The following is a 22,934-nucleotide window of genomic DNA, read 5'->3' as shown; positions in this document are numbered from 1 at the left end:
CCGCCCGGAGGTGGGCTGGTCCTGCGAATCCGTCCCGGCGGCTCAGGACACTCCGTAGAATCGCCGCGCGCCGGGGTGCAGTTCCAACGGCGACACCAGCGGTGCGATGTCCCGGCTGAAGTTGCCGCCCTCGGGGTGCACCGCGGCCAGCTCCGACTGGTGGTCGAAGAGCAGCTGGGTGAGCCGGTAGGCGACGTCGTCGGGCATGTCGACCGGCACCACGATCAGGTTCGGCACCGCGATCGTGTCCACCTCGGCGGCCAGGCCGTACATGCCTTTCGGGATGCTGCCGGGGGCGTAGATGTCGGGATGCGCCTTGCTGATGGCCTGGCCCAGCTTGTCGAGCGGGACCAGGGTGAACACGCCCGGGGACTGGTCGAACAGGCCCTGGATGCCGGTGGTCGGCAGGCCCGCCGAGTAGAACATGGCGTCCAGGTCGCCGGACCGCATGGAGGATGTCATCTGCGACAGCGACGCCGAGACCTGGGTGATGTCGCGCTTGAGGTCCAGCCCGGCGACGGTCAGCAGCCGGACGGCGACCTCCTCGCTGCCGGAGTTCTGCGGGCCGGTGCCGACCTTCTTGCCGCGCAGGTCGGTGATCGACTTGATGTCCGCGTTGCGGCGCACGACGAGGTGGGTCTGGCCGTTGAAGATCCGGGCCAGCGCCCGGAACTGCACCGGCTTGCCCTCGAACAGGCCTTTGCCCGCGGCGGCGTCCGCGGCCACGTCGGCGAAGGTGAACGCGATCTGCACGTCGTCGATGGCCAGCCGCTGCAGGTTGTCGCCCGCGCCGTTGGTCGGCGGGGCGAGCGCCTCGTAGCCGGGCAGGTGGCGGTTGATCAGATCGGCGTAACCGCCACCCACCTGGTTGAACACCCCGTTGGTGGGGCCGGTGCCGATGGTCAGGGTGCCGCCGTGCCAGGCCGGTGCGGCCTCTTCGGCGTCCGCCGAGCAGGCGGCGAGCGCCGGCCCGAGCAGCACGCAGAGCAGCAGGGCCAGCCGGCGGCGCCTCACCACTGGCCGTCCACCCGCGCCTCCGGCTCCAGGGCGTACGCGACCCGGTGCGCCAGCAGCGCCGTCTCGTAGCCGATCTGGCCGAGGTCGCAGCCGGGCGCGGCCACCACGGCGAGGAACGCGCGGTCGCGGACCGCCATGATCAGGAGCACGCCCTCGTCCATGTCCACCACGGTCTGGCGCACCTGGCCGCTGCTCAGGCAGCGCGCCGCACCGATGGTGAGGCTGGCCATCCCGCTCGTGATGGCAGAGAGCTGGTCCGACAGGTCCTGACGAAGCCCGTCCGAGTGGGCGATCGTCAGGCCGTCCACAGAGACGGCCAGCACGTAGGTGACGTCGGCAATCCGTTGGGCGAAGGAGGTCAGCAGCCAGTCGAGGCCGCCGACCTCGTCGGCGCCGGCGAGCTGCGCGGGGTTCTGAGTCATCGAGTGCTTTCCTTCGTTGCTGGCGGGGCTGACAGGCGCTGCTCACGAGCCAGTTCGCGGTGAGCGGCCGCGATACCGCCGGCCAGACCGGACAGCCGGGCGCGGACCGCTTCGGGGTCCAGCAGTCCGGAGCTGTTGGTCCGGGAGGGGGTGGTGGCTGCGTCGCCTGGCGTCGAGAGGTTGCCGGGGCGGCGCTGGGGCAGGCCGGAGGGCAGGAGCTGGGGACGGTCGGGTGCCTGCCGGACCTCAGGGATCACCTGGGTCGGCGCGTCGGCGGCCACCGCGAAGGCGGCGGCGGGCGTGGACGGGGTGGGGGACTGGACGGCAGAGGACTGGACGGCGGACGGCTGGACGGTCGGGACGGGCATGGACGGTGCTGCGGGCATGGACGGTGCTGCGGGAATGGACGGTGCTGCGGGAATGGACGGTGGTGCGGGAATGGACGGTGGTGCGGGGATGGGTGGTCGTGCGGACACCGGGGCGCCGGCCGGACGGGCGCCGGGCCGCCGGGTGCGCAGGGTCTCGCCGTCGGGCAGGGAGCCGTTGGACGGGACCGTCAGCCTGCTCACCGCGCTGTGCGACGGGGCGAGCAGAGCGGTCGGCAGCAGCACCAGCGCCACGGTACCCCCACCGGGGCTGCTGCGCAGTTGCACCGTGATCCCGCGGCGGGCGGCGATCCGGGCGACCACCAGCAGGCCCATGGTGCGGGCCAGCTCGCTGGTCAGCATGGACGGCCGGATCAGCCGCTCGTTGATCTCCTGCAGCTGCCCGGGCGGCATGCCGATGCCGGCGTCGAAGATGTTGATGGTGAGACCGTCCACCCCGCGCCGGGTGGTGACCAGCACACGGCTGTTCGGCGGGGAGAAGTCGGTCGCGTTCTCCAGCAGCTCGGCCAGCAGGTGCACGACGTCGCCGACGGCGTGCGCCACGACGCACAGGTCCGCGATGGAGTTGGTCTCCACCCGGGCGTACTGGTCGATCTCCGCGGCGGCCGCGTGCACGACGTCGACCAGCAGCTCGGCGTTGACGAAGCGGCGGCCCGGCTCGCCACCGGCCAGCACCAGCAGGTTCTCCTCGTTGCGGCGCATGCGGGCGGCGAGGTGGTCCAGCGCGAACAGCTTGGCCAGCGACTGCGGGTCGGTCTCGCTGCGCTCGAACTCGTCGATCAGGTGCAGCTGGCGCTGCACCAGGGTCTGGCCGCGGCGGGACAGGTTCACGAACATCTGCGAGATGTCGTGGCGCAGCATGGCCTGGTCGGCGGCCAGGCGCAGCGCCTGCTGGTGCAGGTTGGCCAGTGCCGCGCCGACCTCGCCGATCTCGTCGTTGGGGCCGGCCAGCGCCTTCTCCGCCTGTTCGTTGGAGGCGCGCACCAGGCGGCGCACCGTGTCGACGCCGGGCGCGGAGGAGACCTCGGCGATCGCGGCGGGCAGCTCGCCACTGGCGATGTCCATCGCGGACCGGCTCAACCGGCGCAGGCCGCGGCTGGTGCGTACGGACAGCAGCACCGCCACACCCAGCGAGATCAGGATGATCAGGGCGGACGCGCCACCACTGGCCAGCGCGTCCTGCTCGGCAGCGGTGTGCTGCCGGGCGGCCTCGGCCTCCAGCGCGTCGATGACCTCCAGCTCGAACAGGTAGAGCCGGCGCAGCGCGTTGGACTTGGCGATGAACCACGTGTCCGGGTCGACCTCCAGGCCCGCGGGGGCGCTGTCGGCGGTGAGCGCTCCCGCGAGCAGCGCGCGGGCCTTGTCCACGTCGGCGCCGCGGACGACCTCGCGGTAGCGGGCCGCCAGCTGCGGACCGGCCACCCGTTCGAACTGCGCGACCCGTTCGGTTTCGGCGCCGTGCAGCTCGCCGAGCTCGGCCAGCTCGCCGTGCTCGAACCGGCCCCGGGCGAAGACGGTGCGCAGCAGCCCGCGCTGCTCGGCGGAGTGGTGCTCGACCGCGTTCAGCGCCGCGACCGTCTCGGTCAGCGCGCTGAGCCGCGCGTCGGCGGGTGCGGCGGCCAGCGCCTCGCCGACCGCGAACATGCTGTGGGTCAGCTCGTCGTAGACGGCCTCCGGGGAGGTCTTCACCGCCGGCTGGCCCTCGGGCGGGAACTGGGCCAGCTCACGCAGCCGGGGCAGCTCGGCCAACGCGGCGTCGGCCTGGTCGACCAGCTCGCGGATCTCCGGCGCGACCTGCGTGGCGACGGGCACCGTGGCCCAGTAGCGGGCCACCGCCTCGTCGGTGCGCCGCCGCTGCGCGGTGAGCAGCAGCTCGCCAGCCTTGCCGCCGCGCTGCAGCAGCGCCTCGGTCTCCGACAGCTCCTGTTCGAGCTGGTGGTTCAGCTTGACCGTGGCGGTCAGCGCCTGGGCCACCGCACCGGAGGACTCGGCCTCACGCGCGGCGTCCAGGGCCGACGACGTCTGCACCCAGCCCAGCACGCCGATGCCGATCGTGGCCACGGCGATGGGCAGCAGCAGGCGGAAGCCGATGGAACGACGGGGACGGCGCCGTGCCGTGGCCATCGGAACATCGGCTTCCTGGACGTATTGAGGTGCCCACGGCGGTGCTCCGCCGCCGGTGACTGCCATCGCCTGTGCCTCTCGACTGTTCGGTGGGACTCCCATGAGAGTTACGGGCAACAACCTTCACCACAACCCCCGAAACGTCCACCGGATGGACACATAGGTGTCACACAACGACACGTTCAGCCCTCGACAGGGTTTGTCGGCTGTCGTTGCAGGTTCAACTTAGTTACATCCGAATTGGATTCATATCCTCCGGATGGGCGTGTTCTGGCGCGTTTCGCCAATGGCGAAGTCACCTGGTCATTACGCTTTGTGACAATGTCGGATCCGCTGACGGGGTGGCACCAATGTTCGTACGCCGATTCGCTCTGCTCGCCGCCGTGATCACCGCAGGCGCTCTCGGGGCCTGTGCCGAGAGTGCCACCCCGTCCGCCGGGGACGCGAAGGCCACGGGCGCGGTCGCCGCTCCGGTGGCGGCCTCCCCGTCGGCCGCCCGGGCCGCGGTGCGGATCGCCAACGTGGGCGGCCGCAAGGCTCTGGTCGATCAGGAGGGCCGCACGCTCTACGTCTTCCTCCGCGACGCCAAGGGCAAGAGCGCGTGCCTGGACAAGTGCGCGGTGACCTGGCCGCCGATGATCGGCGACGCGGTCAACGGGGAGGGTGTCGACGGCTTCCTGCTGTCCACCCACGTCCGGCCCGACGGGACCATGCAGACCACCTACCGCGACCTGCCGCTCTACCGGTTCGGCACCGACAGGCCGGGTGACGCCAACGGCCAGGGCATGGACGGGGCCTGGTTCATGCTCGACGAGAACGGCGACATGTACCAGTGGTGACCGTCCGGCCGCCGCTGTGAGCTCACTGCCAACCGGCGCGACCCCGGGCGTGTAACACCTGCCGCCCGGCGTCGCGCCGGTACTCTTGCCCGGATTCGCCGACTTGTCCGCGATGTGGGGAAGAGATGAAGAACAGACGTTTTCTGATCACCGCCACCGTGGTGGCCGTCGTGCTGGGCGGCATCGGTTACCTCTCCTTCCAGCAGGCGTACAGCAGTGGCGCTCCCGCGCAGCCCGCCCGGCCGGTGCGCACGCTCGGGGCGGCACTGCCGGGTGCGCCCGCGGTCACCGAGCCGCGCGCCGACGGGCACCTGGTCAGCGGCGCCGACGTGCACATGGAGAGCGCGCCGATGCCGGCCCGCAAGAACGGCAAGAAGGTCAAGCACGTCTGCACCGAGTGGGAGCTCTGGTCCGTCGATCCCGCTGAGCGGGTCTGGCACTCGCCCTGCCTGGACGGCCCACAGTTGGTCCACGCCCACCTCGGCGACGGCGAGTTCGAGAACTCCTTCGCCGCCCGCCGCGACCTCGCCCCCGACCGCGAGTACGACCTGCGGGTGCGCTACCGCGACGACACCAAGGACAAGGAAAAGCGCTGGAGTCCCTGGGGCTACCGCGCGTTCCGGACCCTGCCGCAGCGCGCCCCGCTGGCCGGGGCCGGCACCTGGCACGTACGCCAGGACGGCTACCGGGTCGAGGAGGTGGCCGGCGGCTTCCAGTTGCCCGTGCACCTGGCGATGGTCCCGGGGCACACCGGCGACCCGGCACAGCCGATGTTCTACGTGACCGAGCTGTACGGCCAGATCAAGGTGGTCAAGGGGGACCTGAGCACCGGCGTCTACGCGAAGAACCTGCTCAACTTCGACCCGCGGGGCACCTTCCCCGGCACCGGCGAGAAGGGCGTCACCGGTATCACCGTCGACCCGGCCAACGGCGACGTGCTGGCTTCGGTGCTCTACGAGCGCGGCGGCGTGCACTACCCGAAGGTGGTGCGCTTCTCCAGCAAGGACGGCGGGCTCACCGCGGCGAAGCAGACGACGCTGCTGGACATGCCCGCCGAGCCGCAGTCGGCCGCGCACCAGATCTCGCAGCTCACCATCGGCCCGGACGGCAAGCTCTACGTGCACATGGGCGACGCCATGCTGGCGTACACGGCCAAGGACCTGAACTCGTTCCGCGGGAAGATCCTGCGGGTGAACCTGGACGGCAGCGCGCCGGCCGACAACCCGTTCTACGACGCCGAGGACGGCATCACCGCCCGCGACTACGTCTACGCCTCCGGCTTCCGCAATCCGTTCGGCGGGGCGTGGCGCGCCGACGGCAGCTACTACCAGGTCGAGAACGGCACCGCGATCGACCGGCTGTCGCGGGTGGACAAGGGCGTCGACTACGGCTGGGACGGCACCCGCGACAGCATGCTCAAGCCGAAGCTCTACATCTGGTCGCCCTCGACCGCGCCGACCTCGATCGCCTTCATCGACCCCGACGTGCATCACGGCTCGGGCTTCCCGAAGAGCAAGCACGGGCACATGTTCGTCGCGGAGAGCGGCCCGACCTTCGCCAGCGGCCCGCAGGACAACGGCAAGCGCATCGTCGAGTTCACCTTCGACGGCAACAAGGTCGGCAAGCCGAAGACCCTGCTGGAGTACAACGGCACCGGCAAGGCCAGCGTCGTCGGCCTCGCCGCGGGCCCCGACGGCCTCTACTTCACGGCCCTCTACCCCGACGCCGACACCACGTCCCCCGACACCCCCGCCGCCAAGATCTACCGCCTCCGCTACACCGGGGCCGAATGAGAGAAAGGAAGGGCACCTTCTACAACGCATAGCGTTGTGAAGGTGCCCTTCCTTTCGTCCGACCAGCGGTGAGCTGCGGGTCAGGGCAGGACGATGAACTCCACGCGGCGGTTGACCGCCTGGTTGGCCTCGCTGGTGTTGGGGCGGGCGGGACGGCTCTCGCCGTAGCCCTGGGCGGTCAGCCGGTCGGCCGCGACACCCTGCTTGACCAGGTAGTCCAGCACCGTCTTGGCGCGGGCCCGGCTCAGCGCCAGGTTGTCCGCGGCCGTGCCGTTGCTGTCGGTGTGGCCCTCGATCCGCACCTTGACCTGCGGGTTGGCGGTGAGGATGCGAGCCGCCTGGCCGAGCGCCGCCCGACCCGCGGGGGTGAGCGTGGTGCTGTTGTCGAGGAAGGTCACCGCGGGCAGCTTGACCAGCTCCTGCTGGACCTTGGCCACCTCGGTGCGGTCGACCACGACCGAGCCCGCCTGGGCCGCAGCGGCGGCCACGGCGTCCTTGGCCGCCTGCGAGGCCAGCGTGCCCGCCAGCGACAGGTTGCCACCGCGCAGCTCCACCGACACGTCCTTGGCGCCCGGACCGTACGCGGCCACCACGTTCGCCACGCCGTCGATCCCGGCGTCGGTCACGCTCGGGTCGATCTTCAGCTGGTCGTCCACCGGTCCGGTGCCGGCCAGCGACGTGGCCACCTGCACCAGGCGGGTGCGGGCAGCCTCGGTGGGCACCGTGCCGGTGAGCACGGCCCGCCCGCCGGACAGCGTGAGCACCACCGTCGGCGGGGTCGCCGCGGCGGTCGGGGACGGCGACGGCGACGGAGCCGGTGCGGCCACCGCGGGCACCTCGGCCACGGCGACGCGTACGCCCTCCAGCTTGCGCACGATCGCCAGCGCCTGATCGGCCTCGGTTGCCGAGGCGGCCTTCAGCGTGCCGTCGCGCCCGATGAAGTCGACCTCCACCGCGGACAGCCCCGCGGCGGCCAGCGCCTGCTCGGAGCGGGTCGTGAGATCGTCCTGGACGGTCTCGCGGATGGGCAGGTGCTGCGCGGTGACGATGCCGGCCAGGCCGAGCACCGCGACCGCCAGCCCGACCACCGGGTGGAACCTGCGAGCGTTGTCCGCCATGCTCATTCCCGTCCCGTGTCGCGGCCGGCGACGAGGCGGCGCTGCAGGTCGGCCAGACCCTCCTCGTCCCCGTCGGCGAGCAGCTGGGCCTGCTGCGCCCAGGTGAGCAGGGCGGGCGCGAAGCTGAGCCCGCCGTCCTCGATGGCCTTGCGCAGGGCGGCGTTGTCGGCGGCGGCGACCGCGGCGTACGTGCCCATGCCGGCGGCCGTCAGCGCGGCCTCCATCTTGGGCCCGATGCCCTCGATGCGCTGCAGGTTGTCACCCGCGGCGACCAGCATGTTCTCGATGGGGGTGAGCGTCGACGCCTCGACCTTGAACGCCTTGTCCTGGGCGGCCTCGACCGCGGCCTCCACGGCGTCGTCGGGCTCGTCGGCGGCCACGGCGACGGGCTCCGGCGTGGGCTCGGCAACCGGCTCGGCGGCGACCGGCTCCGGCTCGGCGGCCGACTCCGGCTTGGCGATCGGGGCGACCAGCGACACGGGCCGCTGCTGCACCTCGATCTCGTCGTCGGCGGGCGCGGCCGGGGCGGGCACAGCCTTCTTCGACGCCTTCTTGGCGGGCTTGGCCTTCTCCGCCTTGGCTTCGGCGGCCACGGGGGCCGCGGCGACCGGCGCGGGAGTCTCCGCGACGACCGGGGTGGACGGCGCGCCGGCCGCGGCCGGCTGCTCCGCCGGGGTGGACTTGCCGCGCCTGCTGAACAGCAGCCAGCCCACCAGCAGGCCGAGCAGGAACGCTGTCAGGATCATGAGGAGCGACTGGCCGATGAACCAGGCCACGAAGACCTCCAAAAAGAACGCGCGAGGGAAACGCGCTGTCGGAAGGATTGCTGCTCGTCTCGCTGACGCGAGCCGACGAGTCCGAGGCAGCTTCGCACACGTCCCGGACATCCGACTCAGCGCATCGGCCGGTTGTGCCTCCTGCACCGGTCACAAAAGGCGGGATGTCCGCATAGGATCGCGGGCGTGCCGGAGACCGTGACGCATGTGCGCGACCTAGCCGACGTGGTCGGCAGCTTCCTGGGCCACAGCGCCTGGCACGAGATCACCCAGCGCCAGGTGGACCTGTTCGCCGAGGCGACCTGGGACGACCAGTGGATCCACACCGACCCCGAGCGGGCCGCGGCCGGGCCGTACGGCGGCACCATCGCGCACGGCTTCCTCACCATGTCGCTGACGCCGACCCTGCTGGCCGAGATCTGGCGGGTCGAGGGCGTGGACATGACCGTCAACCAGGGTCTGGACAACCTGCGGCTGCGGGCCCCGGTGCCGGTGGGCGCGCTGGTGCGGATGGGGGCCGACCTGCTGTCCACGCGCTCCCGGCCGAAGGGCTTCGCCGAGGTGGTGGTGCGGCTGACCTTCGAGCTGGAGCACGCCGGACGGCGGCAGCGCGCGGCCACCGCCGACCTGACCATCCTGCTCCGCGAGGCGGCGGCCGTCCCGCGCTGATCAGCGCCTCAGGAGGGGTCGCCCTGCCAGCGGGCGTCCTCCTCCTCCCACTCCTCGTTGCGCTCCTTGACCTTGGCCAGCGCCTGCTCGGCGTCGGCGGGGGAGGGGTACGGCCCGAGCAGGAACTTGGCCGCGCACTTGCCGTCGCCGCTCTCGACCCGGTTGTGCTTGATGCACCAGAAGTACTGCGGCGGATCTCCGACGTTCGTCATGTCATCACTGTGCCCGTTCGCGGGCCGGCTACGCCACCGATCCGCGACAAGCCGCCGGACATACGACAGGGGGCGCTCCTCTTTCGAGAAGCGCCCCCTGTGCGCCGATCACAGCATGGACAGATGCACGTGGTTGGTATGGTCCCCGGCGGGGTTGTCCCCGCAGTTGGAGCCGGCCGAGTCGTAGGTCTTCCAGGCGCCGTTGATCCAGATCTTGCAGTACCAGATCACGTACATGACCCCGAGCCGGCTGGCGTTCTTGATGAAGAACGAGGCCAGGTTGTTGCCGTAGGTGCGGTCGCCGCCGCTGGCGGAGTAGTTGGTGAAGCCGCCGGTGGCCGAGGCGAAGTCGCAGGCGCGGCCCTTGGGATGCTCGCCGCCGCCGCCGGAGCGGTGGCAGGAGACATAGCGCTTGAAGCCGTTGGCCTTGGCCTGGTTCATCGCCCACAGGGTGCGCGGGGTGATACAGCCGCTGGTGGTCGGGTCCTTGATCGTGCAGCCCTCGCTGGGCCAGGATCCGTCGGAGTTGCGCGGGGCGGGCTTGGCCAGCGGCGAGTTCGGGTTGATGTAGCCGCTGGAGCTGCGCCCGTCGACCGCGCGCAGGGCCTGGTCGGCGGCCTTCTTGCGTTTCTCCATCTCCTTGACCGCGTCCTGCTGCAGCTTGAGCTGGATGTCGATCGCGGCCTTCTTCGCGGTGACCTCCTGCTTGCGCGTGCGGAAGTCGCGCATGCGGGCCTCGTCGCGCTGGGTCATCCGGTCCATGGCGTTGGCCTTGGCCAGCAGGGAGCCCGGGTCGGTTCCGTTGACCATGAGGCTGACCATGCCGAGCCGGCCGGTCTTGTAGGCCTCCGACGCGTACTGGCCGACGAACACCCGCAACCGCTCCAGGTCGGCCTCGGCGGTGAGCAGCTCGGTGGTCAGCGCCTTCTGCGAGGCTTCGGCCGCGTCGAGCGCCGCCTGCGCCTCCAGGTAACCCTTGGCCGCGACCTCCAGGTTCTCGCGCAGCTGCTTGAGCGACTGGGAGCTGCCCTCGTTGGGCTCCGCGAACGCGGGCGCCGCCGGCGACAGCCCGCTCACCACCAGGAACACGGCGGCCAGCAGCAGCGTGAGGTGGGCGGCGCGTCGCCGTCGTTGTCGGGGCGCGGTGGGGGTCACGGAGGTGCTTCCTTCCGTCGTTGCCGCGCGGACGGACCGGCGTGCCGCGGCGCTGCTGGGGGAGCAGCGGGCCGGGCGGCCGTGCCGTCGTCGGGGATGCGCGACGGTGGCTTCGGCAGATCTTTATGTGAGACAGCCTCGGTGCCGTGGGGGCAGGCGGTCAGAGTACCCGGTCTCGCGGGGGCCGCTCAAAACGATCGACGATCGTGCGCCGCTTTGCCCGAATCGTTGGTTTTCGCGTTGCCACGTCAGGGAACCAGCCGCGTAATAGTGTTATCCGGAGGGAATTGTGTCGTCTCGCGCCGTTTCAGTGCTCTTCACAGCCTGGATGGTGCTGTTTGGCGTGCTTTATTACGTCATCAGGCCGTGGCAGGTGGGATTGTGGGCCGCGCTCGGGCTGAGCGGCGCGGCCGCGATCGCCTACGGCGTGCGCCGCAACCGGCCCCGTCGGCCCCGCCCGTGGTACCTGCTCTCCGCGGCGCTGGTGCTGTTCGCCGTCGGGGACCTGTTCTCCGCCGTGCTCAACAGCGACTACATGGCGCCCTACGACGTGCCCCTCATAGTCGACATGATCTACCTGGTTATGTTCGTCGTGATGAGCCTGGGCCTGATGGGTCTGGCCAGGTCCGGCTGGGCGATGCGCGACCGGGCCGGAGTGCTCGACGCGGTGACCCTGATCCTGGGCCTGGGCCTGCTCGCCTGGATGTTCATCATCGAGCCTCGCTTCCGTACGCCCGGATTGACGGCGCTGGACCAGATCGCCGCGGTCGCGTACCCGCTGGCCGACCTGCTGCTGCTGGCCATGGTGGTGCGGATCGTGCTGGTCGCGCGCTGGAGCGCGCCGGTGGCGCTGCTGGCCGCGGGCGGCATCGGCATGTTCGTCAGCGACAACCTGCACCTGTTCGCCCGCCTCGACGGCTTCTGGCACATCGGCGGCTCGCTCGACGTCGGCTGGATGCTGCTCTACTGGGGCTGGGGGCTGGCCGCGCTGCTGCCCTCGATGGTCTGGCTGACCGAGCCCCGGCCCGCGCCGACCGCCGAGCTCAGCGGCAGGCGCGTGGTGGTGCTGGGGCTGTCCTCGTTCATCCCGCCGATGGTGCTGCTCTTCCAGGCGCTGCGCGGGCCGGTGCGCAACGCCGAGGGCATCGCGCTGCTCTGCATCGCGATGTTCGTGCTGGTGCTGATCCGGCTGCTGGACGCCATGCGCATCCACCGGCAGGCGCTGGCCCGTGAGCGCCTGCTGCGCGAGGCCGGTGTGAGCATGGTGGCGGCCACCGAGATCGCCCAGGTCTCCGACGTCGTACGCGACACCGCCACCAACCTGATGCCCAGCCACGCCGAGCATCGGGTGATCCTTGCCGTCGAGGAGAACGAGCAGGCCCCGGTCGCGCAGCCGCCGCGCGACGGCCCCCGGCCTGCGGTGCTGTGCCGCACCGGTGAGCTGCCCGCGGAGCACGCCGACGAGCTGGCTGGCTTCGACACCGTGCTGAGCTGCCCGCTCGCGCCGGCCGACGGCACCTCGGGTGGGCACAGCATCGGCACGCTGCTGATCGCGGCCGATGAGGACGTGCTGCACACGCTGCAGGGCACGATGGAGGTGCTCGCCCTGCAGGCGGCGCTGGCGCTGTCCCGGATCATGCTGAACGACGAGGTCAACCGGCGTGACAGCGAGGCCTACTTCCGGGCGCTGGTGCACAACACCGCCGACGTGATCATGATCGTGGGCGGTGACGACGAGATCCGCTACTGCAGCCCGTCCGCGGCGGCGATGTTCGGCCGGGAGGCCCTTGAAGGCAACCACCTGCTCGACCTCGTCGTCCCGGAGGAGCGCGAGCGCAGCGCGGGCTTCCTCATGCGGGCCCGCCAGGAGCGGCGCGGCGAGACCACGGACTGGACCGTCTGGGGCTTCGGGGACCGGCGGTTGCAGGTCGAGGTCTCCAGCCGGGACCTGCGCGAGGACCCCGCCGTCGCCGGGCTGGTGATCACCCTGCGGGACGTGACGCAGCGCCGGCGGCTGGAGCGGGAGCTGACCCACCGGGCGTTCCACGACTCGCTGACCGGGCTGGCCAACCGCGCCCTGTTCATCGACCGGGTGACGCTCGCGGTGGACCGGGCCCGCCGCAACGGGTCCATCGCGGGGGTGCTCTTCATCGACCTCGACGACTTCAAGGATGTCAACGACACGATGGGCCACCCGGTCGGGGACGAGTTGCTGACCGCGGTCGCCGAACGCCTCAAAGGAGTGCTGCGCCCGCACGACACCGCCGCCCGCCTGGGCGGCGACGAGTTCGCGGCGCTGATCGAGGACTCCGCCGGCACCGGGGCGATCGAGGCGGTGGCCGAACGGGTGGTACGGGTGCTGTCGGTTCCCGTGCCGGTGGGCGACCAGCGGGTGCCCGCCGGGGCCAGCATCGGCGTGGCCACCACCAAACACGCCCACGACGGCGACGAGCTGCTGCGCCACGCCGATCTGGCGCTGTACTCGGCCAAGGGTGAGGGCAAGGGGCAGTGGCGCCGGTACCAGCCGGCCCTGCACGAGGCACTGGTCGAACGGCTCCAGCTGAAGGCGGACCTGGACCGGGCCGTCGCCGAGGAGGAGTTCAGCCTGCGCTTCCAGCCGGTCGTCGGGCTGACCGGCGGCGGCACGGTCGGCTTCGAGGCGCTGGTGCGCTGGGAACATCCCAGCCGCGGCACCCTGGCCCCCGGCGAGTTCATCGGGCTGGCCGAGGAGTCCGGGCTGATCGTGCCGATCGGCACCCAGGTGGTGCGCCAGGCGCTGGCCACGGCCGCCCGCTGGCCCACCCGGGCCGGGCTGAGCCCGTACGTCAGCATCAACATCTCGGCCCGCCAGTTCCGCACCCCGGGCGTGGTCGCCGATCTGCTGCGCGAGCTGGACGAGGCGGGCCTGCCCGCGCACCGGATGATGCTGGAGATCGTCGAGACGCTGCTGCTGCACGAGGACGAGGAGGTCTGGGCCGACCTGGCCGAGCTGCGGGAGGCGGGCGTGCGCGTGGCCATCGACGACTTCGGCACCGGCTACTCGTCGCTGAGCTACCTGCGGCAGATGGCGCTGGACGTGGTGAAGCTGGACAAGTCGTTCGTCGGCGAGATCGCCCTCTCGGCCCAGCAGCGCGCGCTGGTGGAGGGCATCGTGCAGCTGGCCAACACGCTCGGCCTGGAGGTCATCGCCGAGGGCATCGAGACGCAGGAGCAGCGCGACATCCTCGCCGACATCGGCTGCCCCTACGGCCAGGGCTACCTGTTCAGCAAGCCGCTGCCCGGCGGGGAGACGTTCCCGTGGCTGGTCGACGACCTCGAGCACCCGGCGGCGCACTAGGGTCGGGCGGATGCGGATCGTCTCCCTGGTGCCGTCGCTGACCGAGGCCGTCGCGGCGACGCTGCCCGGGGCCCTGGTGGGGGCCACGGACTGGTGCACACATCCGGCCGGGCTCGACGTGGCCCGGGTGGGCGGCAGCAAGTATCCCGACCTCGACCGGGTCCTGGCGCTGCGCCCGGACGTGGTGCTGGTCAACGTCGAGGAGAACCGCGAGCAGGACGCCGACGCGCTGCGCGCCGCGGGCGTCGAGCTGTACGTCACCTACCCGCGCACCGTCGACGAGGCCCTCGACGAGCTGGGCCGTTTGCTCGCCGCCCTCGGCGCGCCCGGCGAGCCCGACTGGCTGACCGCGGCCCGCGCCGCCTGGGCGGCCCTGCCCGCCCCGACCGCGACCCGGCGGGCGGTCGTCCCGGTGTGGCGGCGGCCGTGGATCGTGCTGGGCGGCGGCACCTTCGCCGGTGACGTGCTGCGCCGCCTCGGCGTGGCCAACGTCTACGCCGACGACCCCGAGCGCTACCCCCGGCCGTCTGTCGCCGACCTGCATGCGCAGGCCGCCGACCTGATCGTGCTGCCCGACGAGCCCTATGCCTTCACCGGCGACGACGGCCCCGAGGCCTTCCCCGGCACCCCCTGCGCCCTCGTCTCCGGCCGCCACCTCACCTGGTACGGACCCTCCCTCGCCGAGGCCCCCGCCCTGCTCGCCGCGCAGCTCGCCCGGACCCGCCGCTAGGACCAGGAACGCAGCTCGTCGTCGTTGGGGGCGCGGACGAGCAGCGGGGTGGGCGCGTCGAAGCGCATCACGGGGCGGGAAGGGTCCCAGCGGGACCAGCCAGGGTCGCCGGTGGTCGCGAAGTCCACCCAGGCCCGGTGCATGGCGTCGGCCAGCTCCTGCGGCGGGTTCGGGCCGGACAGCGGGAGCCCGTCGGGCGTGCCCAGGGTGTCGAAGACGAAGCCGATCTCCAGGGCGTGGCACGCGCCCAGCCGTTCCACCGGCGACGGCCAGGCGAACTCGTACAGCCAGGTGTCGCCCGGTCGGGCGTCGGCCAGCAGGTTGAGCGGGCGGCGCAGCAGCCGGTCGGTGGCGATGACGCCGAGCAGTTCGCCCGGCGTGGCCTCGGGCCGGGCCGCCCGGTAGGCCCGTGCGGTGCGCGCCCGCACCCGGAACTTGGCCAGGGCCAGCCGCAGCGTGAGCCGGTTGATCCGGTCGACCAGGCCGGTCGGCACGAACCACAGCCGGTACTCCTCGGCGTTGTAGCCCAGCAGCACCGGGATGTCGGCGGCCGCGCCGCCGTGCAGCGCGACCATCGGGTCGCGGGGCAGCACGTCGCCGTCGACGGTCAGCGTGAAGCCGTTGCCGTTGCCGATCGGCGGCCCGCCCCGGGTGATCGAGACCTGCGCGGCGAGCAGCCGGGCCCGGTCCACCTGCGCGAACGCCTCGGCGGTCGCCGGGATCTTCAGCCGCTTGGCGATGAGCCGGGTGGACCGGCCCGCGGCCTCGGGCGGCTGCGCGGCCGGGGCCCCGCTCTGCAGCACCGCCCGATGGAACAGGCCCTGCGCGTGGGGACTGGTCAGCAGCGCCCCGATGGAGATCGAGCCCGCCGACTCGCCGAACACGGTCACGTTGCCGGGGTCGCCGCCGAACGCCGCGATGTTGTCACGCACCCAGGTCAGCGCCGCGATCTGGTCGCGCAGGCCGAGGTTGGCGGGGGCGTCGGGGAAGACGCCGAAGCCCTCGATGCCCAGCCGGTAGTTGATCGACACGAGCACCACGCCGTCGCGGGCGAAGTTGCGGCCGTCGTACGCGGGCAGGCAGCTCGACCCGTTGCGCAGCGAGCCGCCGTGGATCCACACCATGACGGGCCGCCCGGCCGCGCCCGCGGGGGCCCACACGTTCAGGTTCAGGCACTCGTCACCGGGGATCGACGGGTCGGCCAGCAGCCGGTCCATCGGCGGCGGGAACGGCGCTTTCGGCGCGGTCGGCCCGTACGCCAGCGCGTCGCGCACCCCCGTCCACGCCGTCACGGGCGCGGGAGCCGTGAACCGGTGCTCCCCGAACGGCGCAGCCGCGTACGGAATACCCAGGAACACCGCGACCCCGTCGTCGACCCGCCCCCGCACCCGCCCGCTCCGGGTCGCCACGACGACCCCCACCGCTGTCTCCGTCACCCCCGCATTCTCCCGCCCCGCACGAAAGGAAGGGCACATTCTTATCGCTTTGCGTAGAAGAAGGTGCCCTTCTTAACGCAGCAGGTGCGCTACGCGGGGGCGGAGCTAGCCGCGCCGGGTGCCGGGTCGCCGGGGCAGCGGAGCCCGCGGGGCGGCCGGGCGCGGCGTTCGGGGGAGGAGGGCCGTGGCCGGGTGTGGTCGGCCACGGCCCGGTCACACGGCCGCGGCGGCGGCGCGGCCCGCCTGGCGGCCGGAGAAGATGCAGCCGCCGAGGAAGGTGCCCTCCAGCGAGCGGTAGCCGTGCACGCCGCCACCGCCGAACCCGGCCACCTCGCCGGCCGCGTACACCCCGGGCAGGGGCGTGCCGTCGGCCCGCAGCACCCGGCCGGACAGGTCGGTCTCCAGCCCGCCCAGGGTCTTGCGGGTGAGGATGTTGAGCCGGACCGCGATCAGCGGCCCCGCCTTCGGGTCCAGCAGCCGGTGCGGCGTCGCCACCCGGATCAGCTTGTCCCCGCGGTAGTTGCGCGCCCCGCGGATCGCGGTGATCTGCAGGTCCTTGGTGAAGGTGTTGGTCAACTCGCGGTCGCGCGCCTCGATCTGCCAGCGCACCTCGGCGAGGTCGAGCAGACCCTGCCCGGTCAGCTTGTTCATGCCCGCGACCAGCTCGTCCAGGGTGTCGGCGACGACGAAGTCGGCCCCGTTGCGCTTGAACGCCTCGACCGGGCCGGGCGCGCCGGGCAGCGCCCGCTTGAGCACCTGCCGCACGCTCTTGCCGGTCAGGTCGGGGTTCTGCTCGGAGCCCGACAGCGCGAACTCCTTCTCGATGATCTTCTGAGTGAGCACGAACCACGTGTACTCGTGCCCGGTGCCCATGATGTGCTCCAGCGTGCCGAGCGTGTCGAAGCCCGGGAACAGCGGCACCGGCAGCCGTTTGCCGGTCGCGTCCAGCCACAGCGACGACGGGCCCGGCAGGATCCGGATGCCGTGCCTGTCCCAGATCGGGGCCCAGTTCTCGATGCCCTCGGTGTAGTGCCACATCCGGTCGCGGTTGATCAGGTTGCCGCCCGCGTCCTCGGTGATGCCGAGCATCCGGCCGTCGACGTGCGCGGGCACGCCGGACAGCAGCCGCTGCGGCGGGGTGCCCAGCCGCTGCGGCCAGTTGCGCCGCACCAGGTCGTGGTTGCCGCCGATGCCGCCGGAGGTCACGACCACCGCCTGCGCGCGGTAGGAGAACTCACCCACCTCGGTACGCGAGCTGGCCTCGCCCCTGGCGGCCGCGCTGGGCTCCAGCACCGCGCCGCGTACGCCGTCGACCGCTCCGGCGGTCATCGTCAGCTCGTCGACCCGGTGCCGGAACGCGAGCGTGACCAGGCCCATGTCCACCGCGGCACGGACCCGGCGGATGAACGGAGCGAGCACGCCCGGCCCGGTGCCCCAGGTGATGTGGAACCGTGGCACCGAGTTGCCGTGCCCGTCGGCGAGGTACCCGCCCCGCTCGGCCCAGCCGACCACGGGGAAGAAACGCACCCCCTGCGCGTGCAGCCAGGACCGCTTCTCCCCGGCGGCGAAGTCCACGTACGCCTGCGCCCATCTGCGCGGCCAGGCGTCGCACTCGCGGTCGAACCCGGCACTGCCCAGCCAGTCCTGCAAGGCCAGCTCGGGGGAGTCCTTGATGCCCATGCGCCGCTGCTCGGGGGTGTCGACCAGGAACAGGCCGCCGAACGACCAGAACGCCTGCCCGCCCAGCGAGGCCTCCGGCTCCTGGTCGAGCAGGATGACGCGCTTGCCGGCGTCGGCCAGCTCGGCGGTGGCCACGAGCCCGGCCAGCCCGGCTCCGACCACGATGACGTCTGCGTCCACGCTGCCACTCCCTGGATTCACGGCGATGTGACCGGCAGCATAGCGAACGCGAAACTCTTTCGCCTCGCTCGGCACCGGGGCGCGCCGCACTGCCGGATGATGACCTCCAACCCCCGGCCACACTGCCGCGTATTGGGGGCGGAGGTGGCGGATGGACAGGTACGACGGGTTCCACGAGTTCGTCGTCGAGCGCGGCGGGGCGCTGTCGCGCACGGCGTTCCTGCTGACCGGTGAGCACCACGCGGCCGAGGATCTCGTGCAGTCGGCGCTGGCCAAGGCGGCGACCAGGTGGCGGCAGATCAGGGAGTACGGCCAGCCGGAGGCGTACATCCGGCGCACCATGATCAACGAGCAGATCTCGTGGTGGCGCAGGCGGCCCGCGCGACCGGTCGCGGAGGTGCCCGAGCGGGCCGGTCCCGACGAGCCGGGCCGGGTCGTGGAGCGCGTCGCCCTCGGCCAGGCCCTGGCCACGCTGACCCCGCGGCAGCGCGCCGTGGTGGTGCTGCGTTTCTACGAGGACCTGTCCGAGGCGGACACCGCCGCGCTGATGGGCTGCTCGGTCGGCACTGTGAAGAGCCAGACCCACCTGGCGCTGGGCCGCCTGCGCCGGGCGCTGCCCCACTACGCCGAGCAGGCGGGTGAGTACGCCGACAGCTCGGCGGCCCTGGCCCTGGCCCGCCGCCGCCGGACCGGCCGGACGGTGGCGGCCGCGCTGCTCGTGGTGCCGCTGCTGGCCGGCCTGATGTGGTACGCGGTGCGCGGCCCCGACACCGTGCCGCCCCCGGTGACCAACCCGCCGTCCGGCGTCCCGACCCCGGCCAAGCCGTTGCCGGCGCTGCCGTCCCGGCTCGACCCGAAGGCCGCGACCGAGCCGCTGCCCGCCGACCGCGGCACCGGACCGGCGGTGCTGCAGGTGTACCACGACCAGACGTCGTCGAGCACTTGGACGGTGCTGGTCACGGTCGACGGCCGCCACTACACGGTGCCGGCGCCGGAAGCGGGTTACGTGAGCACGCCCACGCTGTCGCCGGACGGGCGCTGGCTGACCTGGTCGACGACCGCGGCGACGATGGTCCGCGACCTCACCGGGACGGAGGTGCGTGAGCTGTCGCCGACGTCGAGCGCCCCGCTCTGGTCCCCTGGCGGTGAGTGGTTCCTGCTGCCCGCGTATCTCGGTGGCGAGACGCTCTACCACCTGCCCGACTGGACGGCTCGTGAGGTCCCGCCCGGCTTGCGGGGCAGGGCGGCGCAGGTCGTGCTGGACAGCGGCGAGCTGCTGCGCCCCGCCGGCGATCCTACCGCGACGGCCGCGCCGCTGGAGGTGGTCGATCTCGGGGCGGGGGCGGTGCGCCCGATCACCGTCGAGGTGGCCGACCGGCTCGGGGCCAAGGAATGGATCTACAGGTGGTCGGTCCTCTCGGCACCCGGAAGTTCGGCGGCGGTGGAGGTGGTCGGCGTTGCCCCGCATGGATCTGCCCAGGTGGTGGCGGTGCTGCAGTTCTCCACGGTCGATGGCCGGGTGCTGCGCCGGATTTCGCTGCCGCCGGACCGGATCGCGTTCCCGCTGTGCTTCCGCGGCGGGGAGCTGCTGTGGACGGACTTCGTGAGCATCCGCCGGGCCCAGGTGCCCGAGAGCATGGCGGTGCTGATGGAACTCGACCGCGTCGCGGAGCCCGCGGGCTGCCGCCGTTCCACCCAGCTCAGCTCGATGGTGCCGTGACCGCGGCCGTGCGAGATGATCCCAACCTTCCGGCCCGCTGCCACGTAGGGGGAGGTGGAGGTGACGGATGAGCCGATACGACGGCTTCCACGAGTTCGTCGTCGCGCGGGGCGGGGCGCTGTCGCGCACGGCGTACCTGCTCACCGGCGAGCACCACGCGGCCGAGGATCTGGTGCAGACCGCGCTGGCCAAGGCCGCGACGCGGTGGCGGCAGATCAGGGAGTACGGCCAGCCGGAGGCGTACGTCCGGCGCATCATGGTCAACGAGCAGATCTCGTGGTGGCGCAGGCGGCCCGCGCGGCCGATGGCCGAACTGCCCGAGCGGGCCGGTCCCGACGAGCCGGGCCGGGTCGTGGAGCGGGTCGCGCTCACCAGGGCGCTGGCGACGCTCGCCCCACGCCAGCGGGCCGTGCTGGTGCTGCGCTTCTACGAGGACCTGTCCGAGGCGGACACCGCCGCGCTCATGGGCTGCTCGGTCGGCACCGTGAAGAGCCAGACCAACCTCGCGCTGACCAACCTGCGGCGCTCGCTGCCGCTGGTCGCCGAGGAGGCCGGGCAGTACGCCGACGCGCCGGCCGCCCTGGCGACGGCACGCCGTCGACGGACCCGGCTGGCGGGCGCGGCGACGGCGCTCGTGGCCGTGCCGCTGCTGGCCGTGAGCTGGTTCGCCCTGCTCGGCCCCGCCGCCCTGCCACCACCGGTGACGAGCTCACCGAGCCCGTCGGCCCCGGCCCCGTCGCGCTCGCCGGTGACGCCGCTGCCGACCCGGGTGCCGCCCGGTGAGGCCCGGGTCGATCTGCCCGCCGACCGGGGTGTCCAGGGCGGCGCGCTGCTGCTGGCGAAGCGGGTCTCGGACGACCCCGTGTACGAGCTGCTCGGCGGCGACGGTGTCCGCTACCGGCTGCCGCCCCGGCCGACCGGTGGCTTCACCATGGAACCCGTGCTGTCGCCGGACAGCCGGTGGGTAGCCTGGTCGTCGCCGCAGGGCACGGTGGTCCGGGACCTGACCGCGACCACCGTGCGGGAGCTGCCGTACCCCGTCGGCGAGGCCCGCTGGTCGCCGTCCGGGACCTGGCTGCTCGTCTCACGGTTCACCGATCGCGCCGAGGTGCTCGTCCGGACCGCCGACTGGACCGTCTACGTGCTGCCCACCTCCGAGCGGGCCAGGCCCGTCGCGGCGGTGCTCGACAGCGGGGAGCTGCTGCGGCTCGGTGACCGGATCACCGACACCACGGTCACCCTCGACCGGGTCGATCCGATGACCTGGGCAACCCGCAGGTTCACCGTGGAGCTGGGAAGTGTGCTCCGGGCGGGCGAGAGCGCCGTTTCCCTTGAGATCACCTATGGCGACACCGGTGAGCGTGACCTCATCCCCTTCGTCCTGCCCGCCGCGGACGGCACGGCCGGAATCGAGATCGTGCAGTCCCCCGCGGCCCCCGACTACACGGTGGTCGCCGTGGTCAGGTTCTCGCCCGGGGACGGCCGCGTGCTGAACCGGATCGACCTGTCGCCGGACGGGTACGCCCAGGCGCTGTGCTTCCGGGGCACGAATCTGCTGTGGACCGACGGCGAGGCCGTGTTCGGCGAGGGCTACCGGCTGCCGCTCGACCCGGTGTACGGCTACCGGCCGCCCGGCTGCGACCAGACCGCGATTCGGCAGGGCTGAGCAGCGGCGGCGCGGTTCCGCGGCGGGCTGCCAGAATGATCGGATGGGTGGTTCTCTGCCGATCATCGACCTGTCCGCCGACCGCGCCGCCGTGGCCGCCGGGATCCGCGCGGCCTGCCGTGACAGCGGGTTCTTCTACCTGACCGGGCACGGCGTGCCGGACGAGCTGCTGCGGCGGCTCGACGCGGCGTCGCGGGCGTTCTTCGCGCTGCCCGAGGACGTCAAGACGGAGATCGCCATGGCCCGGGGCGGCCGGGCCTGGCGCGGCTTCTTCCCCGTCGGCGGCGAGCTGACCTCAGGGCGGCCGGACCTGAAGGAGGGCCTGTACTTCGGCGCGGAGCTGTCCGCCGACGACCCCCGTGTGGTCGCCGGGCTGCCGCTGCACGGGTCCAACCTGTACCCCCGGCAGGTGCCGGAGCTGGCCGAGGTGGTGCCGGCGTACCTGGCGGCGCTGACCGCGGTCGCGCAGGAGGTGATGCGCGGTGTGGCGGTGAGCCTGGACCTGCCCGAGGACTACTTCGCGAGCGGGTACACGGCCGACCCGACGATCCTGTTCCGGGTCTTCCACTACCCGCCGTCGCCCGCCGGGGACGACGGCTGGGGCGTCGGCGAGCACACCGACTACGGGCTGCTCACCCTGCTGGCCCAGGACGGCAACGGCGGCCTGCAGGTGCGTACGCCGGCCGGCTGGGTCGACGCGCCGCCGGTGCCCGGCACGTTCGTCTGCAACATCGGCGACATGCTGGACCGGCTGACCGGCGGCTGGTACCGCTCGACGCCGCACCGGGTGCGCAACGTCAGCGGCAACGAGCGGCTGTCGTTCCCGTTCTTCTTCGACCCCGACTTCTCGGCCGAGGTGCCGCCGCTGCCGGGCCGGGCGCGGGCGGGCGCGGACGGCCACCCCCGCTGGGACGGCCAGGACCTGCGCGCTTTCACCGGCACGTACGGCGCCTACCTGCTGGGCAAGGTGGGCAAGGTGTTCCCGCAACTGCGCGGCGAGGTCCTGTGACCGTCTCTTCGCCCAGAAGGGGACGTGCTGTTCACGGGAAAGTCAGCATCCGTCCATCTTGCCGGGAAAAGGTCGAGTGATCGGCTCACCGACCGCTGGAGATGACGTTGACCGCTCGGTTCGAGTTCTACGAGCGGGCGTGTGCCGGCGTCACCTGGCGGCTGCTGTCCAGCAACAACCGTGACCTGGGCCGGTCGGGTGTGGGTTTCCCCGACGTCGACGCCTGCCTACGCGCCGTGGACGAGGTCCGCGCGGCCGCGACCGAGGCCGAACCGGTGATCCACCGGGTGAGCCGGCTGGCCTGGGCCTGGCGACTGGAGACCGGCCCCGGTTCGGTGGCCGTGGCCAGCCGCGCCTACCAGCGCCGCGTCCAGGCCCAGACGGCCTGCGACCTCTTCCTCCGCCTCGCCGTCGAAGCCCCCGTCAACACCGACGTCCGCCAAACCCGCGCCTGACCTCAGTCGTGGGCGCCGCGGCGGAGTTGTTTGATGGCGGAGCGGTGTTTCTTCGCCTGTAGGCGGCGTTGTTTGGCGCCCTTGCTCATCTTGGTGGGGCGGCGGGGTGGGGGCGGGGGAGCCAGGGCCTCGCGGAGCAGGGCGGCGAGGCGTTCGCGGGCCGCTTCGCGGTTGGCGAGCTGGGCGCGGTGCTCGCTGGCGGCGATGGTG

The 22,934-nt window shown here is 72.4% G+C and carries 16 protein-coding genes and 3 pseudogenes; 9 read left to right on the top strand and 10 right to left on the bottom strand.

Annotated elements, in window-relative coordinates:
* Positions 1-42: 42 nt before the first annotated feature.
* From AB0B35_RS02380 to AB0B35_RS02370, 3 genes are read right to left on the bottom strand one after another with little or no spacing between them, the layout of a single operon-like run.
* On the bottom strand, positions 43-1,017 hold the full coding sequence (locus AB0B35_RS02380; protein WP_361039718.1) for a TAXI family TRAP transporter solute-binding subunit: 975 nt from the start codon (positions 1,015-1,017) through the stop codon (positions 43-45).
* Complete coding sequence (locus AB0B35_RS02375; RefSeq protein ID WP_166382903.1) at positions 1,011-1,439, bottom strand: roadblock/LC7 domain-containing protein; 429 nt, start codon at positions 1,437-1,439, stop codon at positions 1,011-1,013. Before AB0B35_RS02375 ends, AB0B35_RS02380 begins: the two co-directional genes overlap by 7 nt.
* Positions 1,436-3,949: a nitrate- and nitrite sensing domain-containing protein gene (locus AB0B35_RS02370; RefSeq protein WP_361039716.1), complete on the bottom strand. Its 2,514-nt coding sequence runs from the start codon at positions 3,947-3,949 to the stop codon at positions 1,436-1,438. The genes AB0B35_RS02375 and AB0B35_RS02370 overlap by 4 nt, the downstream gene beginning before the upstream one ends.
* A 350-nt stretch (positions 3,950-4,299) precedes the next feature.
* On the opposite strand from AB0B35_RS02370, the gene AB0B35_RS02365 reads away from it, so the two are divergent.
* On the top strand, positions 4,300-4,788 hold the full coding sequence (locus AB0B35_RS02365) for a hypothetical protein (RefSeq protein ID WP_361039714.1): 489 nt from the start codon (positions 4,300-4,302) through the stop codon (positions 4,786-4,788).
* A gap of 125 nt (positions 4,789-4,913) precedes the next feature.
* Positions 4,914-6,581, top strand: a complete 1,668-nt coding sequence (locus AB0B35_RS02360) for a PQQ-dependent sugar dehydrogenase (RefSeq protein ID WP_361039712.1) — start codon at positions 4,914-4,916, stop codon at positions 6,579-6,581.
* Positions 6,582-6,661: 80 nt separating this feature from the next.
* Here the strand turns inward: AB0B35_RS02360 and AB0B35_RS02355 are convergent, their stop codons facing one another.
* Both AB0B35_RS02355 and AB0B35_RS02350 read right to left on the bottom strand, forming a co-directional pair.
* Positions 6,662-7,699, bottom strand: coding sequence for an OmpA family protein (locus tag AB0B35_RS02355; protein ID WP_361039709.1), 1,038 nt, complete (start codon positions 7,697-7,699; stop codon positions 6,662-6,664).
* A 2-nt stretch (positions 7,700-7,701) separates the two neighbouring features.
* A complete protein-coding gene (locus AB0B35_RS02350) occupies positions 7,702-8,475 on the bottom strand; it encodes a helix-hairpin-helix domain-containing protein (RefSeq protein WP_361039706.1) in 774 nt (257 codons plus the stop codon).
* Between the two features lie 186 nt (positions 8,476-8,661).
* Between AB0B35_RS02350 and AB0B35_RS02345 the strand changes: the two genes are divergently transcribed.
* Positions 8,662-9,144, top strand: a complete 483-nt coding sequence (locus tag AB0B35_RS02345; protein ID WP_361039703.1) for a MaoC family dehydratase — start codon at positions 8,662-8,664, stop codon at positions 9,142-9,144.
* 8 nt (positions 9,145-9,152) lie between these two features.
* Here the strand turns inward: AB0B35_RS02345 and AB0B35_RS02340 are convergent, their stop codons facing one another.
* Both AB0B35_RS02340 and AB0B35_RS02335 read right to left on the bottom strand, forming a co-directional pair.
* On the bottom strand, positions 9,153-9,356 hold the full coding sequence (locus tag AB0B35_RS02340) for a hypothetical protein (RefSeq protein WP_203694153.1): 204 nt from the start codon (positions 9,354-9,356) through the stop codon (positions 9,153-9,155).
* A gap of 108 nt (positions 9,357-9,464) precedes the next feature.
* The gene (locus tag AB0B35_RS02335; RefSeq protein ID WP_361039700.1) at positions 9,465-10,511 is read right to left on the bottom strand and encodes a hypothetical protein; all 1,047 of its coding nucleotides are present in this window, start codon (positions 10,509-10,511) and stop codon (positions 9,465-9,467) included.
* A gap of 328 nt (positions 10,512-10,839) precedes the next feature.
* On the opposite strand from AB0B35_RS02335, the gene AB0B35_RS02330 reads away from it, so the two are divergent.
* Both AB0B35_RS02330 and AB0B35_RS02325 read left to right on the top strand, forming a co-directional pair.
* The gene (locus AB0B35_RS02330; protein ID WP_361039697.1) at positions 10,840-13,848 is read left to right on the top strand and encodes an EAL domain-containing protein; all 3,009 of its coding nucleotides are present in this window, start codon (positions 10,840-10,842) and stop codon (positions 13,846-13,848) included.
* 10 nt (positions 13,849-13,858) lie between these two features.
* A complete protein-coding gene (locus AB0B35_RS02325) occupies positions 13,859-14,578 on the top strand; it encodes a helical backbone metal receptor (protein ID WP_361039694.1) in 720 nt (239 codons plus the stop codon).
* Here the strand turns inward: AB0B35_RS02325 and AB0B35_RS02320 are convergent.
* Together AB0B35_RS02320 and AB0B35_RS02315 are read right to left on the bottom strand one after the other, a co-directional pair.
* Positions 14,575-16,014 carry a carboxylesterase family protein gene (locus AB0B35_RS02320; protein WP_361039692.1) on the bottom strand — a complete coding sequence of 480 codons (1,440 nt, stop codon included), beginning with the start codon at positions 16,012-16,014 and terminating at the stop codon, positions 14,575-14,577. The genes AB0B35_RS02325 and AB0B35_RS02320 overlap by 4 nt on opposite strands.
* A 213-nt stretch (positions 16,015-16,227) precedes the next feature.
* Positions 16,228-17,874 (bottom strand): FAD-binding dehydrogenase, encoded by a 1,647-nt coding sequence (locus tag AB0B35_RS02315; RefSeq protein ID WP_361039690.1) that lies wholly within the window; start codon positions 17,872-17,874, stop codon positions 16,228-16,230.
* A gap of 151 nt (positions 17,875-18,025) precedes the next feature.
* Here AB0B35_RS02315 and AB0B35_RS02310 point away from each other — a divergent pair.
* The 4 genes and pseudogenes from AB0B35_RS02310 to AB0B35_RS02295 form a co-directional block, all read left to right on the top strand.
* Positions 18,026-18,484: pseudogene (locus AB0B35_RS02310) on the top strand (SigE family RNA polymerase sigma factor); the annotation flags it as partial.
* Positions 18,485-19,661: 1,177 nt separating this feature from the next.
* Positions 19,662-20,120, top strand: a pseudogene (locus AB0B35_RS02305) (SigE family RNA polymerase sigma factor); the annotation flags it as partial.
* Positions 20,121-21,303: 1,183 nt separating this feature from the next.
* The gene (locus AB0B35_RS02300) at positions 21,304-22,269 is read left to right on the top strand and encodes a 2-oxoglutarate and iron-dependent oxygenase domain-containing protein (protein ID WP_361039688.1); all 966 of its coding nucleotides are present in this window, start codon (positions 21,304-21,306) and stop codon (positions 22,267-22,269) included.
* A 107-nt stretch (positions 22,270-22,376) separates the two neighbouring features.
* Positions 22,377-22,724, top strand: a complete 348-nt coding sequence (locus AB0B35_RS02295) for a hypothetical protein (protein WP_361039685.1) — start codon at positions 22,377-22,379, stop codon at positions 22,722-22,724.
* Between the two features lie 2 nt (positions 22,725-22,726).
* Here the strand turns inward: AB0B35_RS02295 and AB0B35_RS02290 are convergent.
* Positions 22,727-22,934 (bottom strand): annotated as a pseudogene (locus AB0B35_RS02290) (aminoacyl-tRNA hydrolase); the annotation flags it as partial.

The organism is Catellatospora sp. NPDC049133, assembly GCF_040648455.1.
Lineage (GTDB): Bacteria > Actinomycetota > Actinomycetes > Mycobacteriales > Micromonosporaceae > Catellatospora > Catellatospora aurea.
This window is presented reverse-complemented; position numbering and strand designations above follow the sequence as displayed.